The organism is Thermoleptolyngbya sp. M55_K2018_002 (assembly GCF_015295965.1).
Taxonomy (GTDB): Bacteria; Cyanobacteriota; Cyanobacteriia; order Elainellales; family Elainellaceae; genus Thermoleptolyngbya; species Thermoleptolyngbya sichuanensis.
Map to the genome: position 1 here is coordinate 1 of NZ_DVEA01000404.1, position 6,168 is coordinate 6,168.

At 57.3% G+C, this 6,168-nt stretch carries 4 protein-coding genes; all 4 read right to left on the reverse strand.

Annotated features, from left to right (window positions below; all coding sequences use genetic code 11):
* Nucleotides 1-1,257, reverse strand: a 1,257-nt coding sequence (locus IGS51_RS20525; RefSeq protein ID WP_297080623.1) for a PTS transporter subunit EIIC, incomplete at its 3' end; no start/stop codon positions are given.
* Between the two features lie 281 nt (nucleotides 1,258-1,538).
* Nucleotides 1,539-4,097: a phosphoenolpyruvate--protein phosphotransferase gene (ptsP, locus tag IGS51_RS20530; RefSeq protein WP_297080624.1), complete on the reverse strand. Its 2,559-nt coding sequence runs from the start codon at nucleotides 4,095-4,097 to the stop codon at nucleotides 1,539-1,541.
* Between the two features lie 380 nt (nucleotides 4,098-4,477).
* Nucleotides 4,478-5,278 (reverse strand): hypothetical protein, encoded by an 801-nt coding sequence (locus tag IGS51_RS20535; RefSeq protein ID WP_297080625.1) that lies wholly within the window; start codon nucleotides 5,276-5,278, stop codon nucleotides 4,478-4,480.
* 96 nt (nucleotides 5,279-5,374) lie between these two features.
* Complete coding sequence (locus IGS51_RS20540; RefSeq protein ID WP_367279397.1) at nucleotides 5,375-5,971, reverse strand: Uma2 family endonuclease; 597 nt, start codon at nucleotides 5,969-5,971, stop codon at nucleotides 5,375-5,377.
* Nucleotides 5,972-6,168: the final 197 nt, after the last annotated feature.

Consider the following 6,168-nt stretch of genomic DNA (forward strand, 5'->3'; position numbering starts at 1 on the left):
TTCGCGACCCGGCGTTTTGAAGTCAAACAGGCGAATCGCTGCGCGGAACACGAAATAGTAAACCGCCGCCGCCACAATGCCGCCGCCGACAATTAGCTTCCACACGTCGCCCTTGTTGCCGTTCCAGTTGCCGAGCTGGTTGAACAGCGCAAAGTCAATGAAGCCCTGAGAGAAGGTGAAGCCCATGCGCCCGCCCAGCGCCACAAACAGGAAGTCGCAAATCCCCGCCATGACTGCGTGGATCGCGTAGAGCGCCGGAGCCACAAACAGGAAGGAAAACTCCAGCGGCTCGGTGATACCAGTCAAAAACGAGGTCAGCGCCGCAGACACCATCAAACTGCCGGTAACGGCGCGGTTCTTGGGCTTTGCCGCTTGCCAGATGGCCATAGCCGCCGCAGGCAGCCCAAACATCTTGAACCAGTAGCCGCCGCCCAAGATGCCCGCTGTGGGGTCGCCTGCAAAGAAGCGGTTGATGTCGCCCCGTACCAGTTGGTTTGTCACCGGGTCGGTGTAGGAGCCAATCTGGAAAAAGAAGGGCACGTTCCAGACGTGGTGCAGACCAAAGGGCAAGAGCGATCGCTCAACCAGCGCATACAGCCCAGCCGAAAGTGGAATGTTATTCCCACTGGCAGCGGCGTTGGCAAAGCTGTTGATTGCGCCGCCGATGGGGGGCCAGATCAGGCTCATGAGGGCCGCAACGGCGATCGCCACCAGCGAGGTAATAATCGGCACAAACCGCTTGCCTGCAAAAAAGCCCAGGTATTGCGGCAGCTTAATTCGGAAGAAGCGGTTGAACAGATACGCCGCAATACAGCCCATGATCAAGCCGCCAAACACGCCTGTATCCAGCGTCAAAATGCCTAACACAGGCTTCATCCAGATGTTTGGCGTATCCTGCCCCTGCTGGATCAGGTCTTGAATCTGCGCCTCGGTGATAAAGCCCCGCGCCGTGCCAAACGCACCCAGCGCCGCAATGAACACCATAAAGCCGACGGTTGCCGCCAGCGCCGAAACGCCGTCGTTGCCTGTGTAGGCGATCGCCACTGCAATGGCAAAAATCAGCGGCAGCACGCCAAAAATCGCGTCCCCCGACGCTTTCATGATCGTCGCCAGCCACTCCGGGATAAACCCAAAGGTCGTTTTCGTAATCGTGCCGCTGGCCAGGTTCTGAATCTCAATCAGTCGGGCGCTGCCCAAACCCAGCAGCAGCCCCGCAATCGGCAAAATCGACACAGGCAGCATCAGGGCCTTGCCCATCTGCTGCGCGAGCGCGAAGAATTTTTTCCACATAGTTTTTTTGAAGAGAAGAGGAGAGGTCTATCGATTCTCGATTTTGGAATCGATTCTCGATTTTGGATTTGCGATTTTGGATTGCCAGTCGAGAATCTACGCGGCTTCCGGCAATTTTATTCGCAGCACCATTGAGGAGAAATGGATATTCGAGGAATGTCGTTGATAGGAATGGAGGGATAGAAACTAGAACAATGGAGCAATGAGATATATAACCCCTGCGCTCCGTCCCTCCATCCGCCCAGCGCCTAATCCTCAGTCAGGGGCACGAGTTCACGCACGGCTTCGGCCGTATCTGCCGCGAGGGCTTGCTCTGCAAGGCGCTGACAATCGGCGAGGCTGAGCGTGCGGATTTGGGCCTTGACGCTGGGAATCGTGGGAGCGCTGACGCTGAGTTCTTTCACGCCCAGACCGATCAGAATCGGAACGGCCTGCGGGTCGCCCGCTACGCCGCCGCAAACGCCGCACCATTTGCCGTACTTATTTGCAGCGCGGGCCGCCATGCCAATTAGCCCCAACACACCGGGACTTAGCGCATCGGCGTAGGGAGCCAGCTTGGGATGGCCACGATCCATCGCCAGGGTATATTGCGTCAGGTCATTGGTGCCCACAGAGAAGAAATCCACCTCGCGGGCAAACTGCTCCGCCATGACTGCGGTTGAGGGCACCTCCACCATGATTCCAGCTTCAATGGGCGCAACGCCGAGGGACTGGCGCTCCTCCTCCAGCATTTGCTTGGCCATGTGCCATTCTTCCAGCCGGGCGATCATGGGGAACATGATGCGAACCTTGCCCGACTCGGAGGCGCGGAGGATCGCGCGGAACTGGGTGCGGAGAATCTCCGGACGATCGAACCCAAGCCGAATACCGCGTTCCCCTAGGAAGGGATTTTCTTCGTGGGGAATGGGCAGGTAGGGTAGGGGCTTGTCGCCGCCTACGTCCAGGGTGCGGATGATCAGCGGGCGACCCTCCAGCGCTCTGGCAGCAGCACTGTAGATGGCGGTCTGCTCGTCTTCGTCGGGGGCGCTGTCGCGTTCCATAAACACCAGTTCCGACCGCAGCAGACCCACGCCCTCGCCGCCAAACTTGACCGATTTTGCGCCCTCTTCAGCGTTGCTGATGTTAGCCACGACCTCGATGCGGTGTCCATCTGTCGTGATTGCGGGTTCAAACGCAGTTGCCAGTTCTCGCTGGCGGCGTTCTTTAACGCGGGCAATCCGCTGCTGGGTGCGCTCCATTTCCTCTGTCGAGGGATTTAGCCGCAGCCGGCCTTTGCTGCCGTCCAGAATCGCCGGGGTTCCTTCCGGTAGTTCCAGCACTCGCGGCTCTGTGCCTGCCATCGAGGGAATGTCCATCGCCCGCGCCAGGATAGAGACGTGGGAGGTTGCGCCCCCCGCCACCGTGCAGAAGCCTGCGATCTTCGTCGGGTCTAGCGTGGCCATGTCCGATGGGGTGAGGTCTTCGGCCACCAGGATGGTGTGTTCGGGATAGGTGACGACTTCGGCCGTGACCCCGGTGAGAATTCGCAAGACGCGATCGCCCACATCCCGCAGGTCATTGGCCCGTTCTGCCAAAAGCGCGTTATCCAATTTGGACAGCATTTCGGCTTGGCTCGTGTAGGTCTGCTTCCAGGCGTAGGCAGCGCTCTTGCCCTTGTCAATGGCGCTGGCGGCCGTGTCCATTAGCTCCGGATCGCCCAGAATTTCCTGATGAGCGGCAAAGATGGCGGACTTTTTCGGATCGCCCTGGCCGTGAACCTTTGCCCGCAGCGCCTCTACATCTTGCGAAGCCTTGGCGATCGCCTGCTCCAGCTTGCGACGTTCTTCATTGGGTGCGCCGCCATGCTCCGAGACGGCGATTTCTTGCTGCTGCACCCGCCGCAAATAGCCCACCGCCACCCCAGGCGACGCAGCCACTCCCAGAACGACGTTCGGATCTTCTGAGCGGGGCCGGGGTGCGGGCTTCGAGATTTCTGGCTGTTCGATGCTGGCCGCCACAGCCACGGGTTTTGCGCCTTCTTCGCCCAGTCCGGTGCGGAGGGCTTCGCTCAGTTCGGCGATCGCCGCCTCGGCATCGGGGCCGCTGGCTTCCAGTTGCACGGTCGCGCCATTGCCCACCGACATGCCCATCAGCCCAATCACGCTGCGGGCATTGGCCGATTTATCACCATACTTGAGGCGGATATCGGACTTATACTTTTTCGCCAGCGTAGACAGCACCGCAGAGGGGCGGGCGTGTAGCCCCGTCGGGTTGGGAATGACGATCGGTTCCGAGGCAACTGTCACCCCGCCAATGATCGTCCCATCTTCCGAAACGTCGCCCAGCGCCAGATCCAGCGCGATGTCCTGGCCGCCCACAACCGTTCCCAGGCGTGGCTCAAACTTAGCAACGCGATCGCTGTTGGTGATCACAATCTGGGTCAGCAGGCTGCGGGCGTGCGTAGCCACGAAATCTGCGTCGAAGTTGATCAGCGGGTCGCCCACCCGGACGCGATCGCCCACCTGCACTCGCGGTACAAACCCCTCACCGCGCAGCGTCACCGTGTCCAGCCCAATGTGCATCAGCACTTCCAGCCCGTCCGGTGTTTTCACCGTCACCGCGTGGTTGGACGGGTGAAGCTGGATCACCTCGCCATCACAAGGGGCTAGCAGCGTCTGACTCGTGGGGTCAATCGACACGCCATCGCCCACCATTTTTTGAGCAAATACCGGATCGGGCACCTGCTCAATCGGAACCAACTGACCCGACAATGGGGCAACCAGCGCCACCATGCTGCGAGTCTCTGCTGGCGCTACAGCATAGCTCATTCGTCAATCTCCTGATTTGATATCCAAGATGAAATGTTTTGAACCGTAAAGAACTTTTCAGTATTCCAATCCGCACAGTCCAAAGCGGGCGATCGCAACCCGATGACTCTTTGAAAGACAAAATTGCAAAGATAAAAAACTGCACTCACACCAAATACAGCCCGTGAAAAATCACACGCAAAGAATCACCCGCGAGAAATCACACGCGATTGCAGACCTGTGCAGACTCTCAACTCCTGGCTTGCCAGGAACCAAACGATAGACCTTATCCTCACAGGGATCAGTAAGGTGCTGGAATTTACGAATTAAAAATTTAAGCTTTGAGCCGCCAAACGTTACCAAACGCTTTACAAATAAGGGCGATCGCCCATTTTTGGCGGTTACGCAAAACACATCGACAACCAGGTCGGGATCAAGAGATTTGAGATTAGAAGCGTTGGGATTAGAAAGTGGAGTTCGACCCCGAACCCTACTCTACGTGACTCTACGTGTCTACTCTGCGTACCTAACTCTACGTGATTAAATACCGTCATCATGAGCAAGAGGGCAACCCCCACCAGCACTGCGCCCTGGAGATTGACGCGGGTGGGCGATCGCCGATAGGGCGGCTCTAGCCAAAAAGCCAGCAGCCGCGACACCAGCGGCATCACGCCCCAAGTCAGGATCGAGCTAGTAATCAGGTTATTCACCAGCATGGCGCTGCCCGGCGGCCAGTCTTGCATAATGCCCAGCGCCCCAAACACCAGCGATTGAATCATCACCGTAGGGTATAGCCCCATCACCACCGACAGCACTTGCTTCCAGGGCGCAGGGCCCAGCGCGGGGCGCTCCGTGCCCGATGCCTGCGAAAACCAGCCCTCTAGCCCGGTGGTAAAGGATTTGAAGCGATATTCCTGCAAAAAGCCCTGCCCCGCGATGACCAGTTCTTTGCGATCGCTCGACTGCACCCAATCGTTCAAATGCTCTGGCGTATCAAAGTGCATCACCGAATACCACTTCACCACGCCATCTCGACACACCAGCGGCGGGCAAAGATCCGTCCGAATGTAGCCCGGAAACTGCCGAGCGCGATGCAGCAGTTCTGCGTGCCATCGCCGAAACGGCAGTTCCTTACTGCGCGGCACAATGTGTTCAATCATGACGCTGGAATAAAAGACCGGATCGGCTTGCAGGTCTGACATAAGTCACGGTTGGGGTAGAGGGACAGGGCAACCGAGAATCATTTACGCATATTCACAGCGGCGGCGGCGTTTGTGACGATGCGAAACGCCAGATACCTACGCCTGTTCTGCGGTGTCCGAGAAAACCACTTTGTCGTATAAATCGGCGAATGCAAGCTCGAAAGGAACAGTGTTGAGCTTGAGAGTTGCCGTCTCGCCGTCTTGTTCGGAGAAAATCCACTGGCATGGGGCGGTTTTGAAATATTGCTCAACGTGCATGGAAGATTGGTCAATCAGCACATACTCTTGAAAGCCAGGAATCGTGCGATAGGCTTTGAATTTCTCGCCCCGATCATAGGCTGGGGTGGAATTAGAGAGAACTTCGGCGATCGCCACTGGGTTGATCAGAGTATCTTTTCGTCCGTCTTGAAGTTGCAAGGCTCCTGCCACGATCATCACATCGGGATAGGTGTAGATTTTGCGCTGAGGAATCCACAGCCGTTGGTCAGAAGCAAAGACGAAATAAGGCTGATGCTTCAGCGCAAAATTGAGCGCGGCGGCGAGATTGCCAATAATCAGGCTGTGGTTGGGCGTACCGCCGACTATCGGAACAATAGCCCCATTGAGATACTCATGCCGCTCCTCGGCATCGGATTCAAGCGCCAGATATTCTTCAGGCGTGTAGTCCGCTTTCTCCTGAGCTTGAATCATCATCCCCAGTCAACCTATAAACATCTGGTAAACATCTGTAAAGGGGACACCGTAAAGGGTTCAAGGGACAACTCAGTTTTACTGCCATGCTGCTTCCCTGCCATGCTGCGGCACAATCCCGCTCTTTCATAACACGCTCGATAGCAACCTGGAGTGTGCCAACTATTTCCAAGTATGACTTAAGCCCCAGGGCTTCCCCA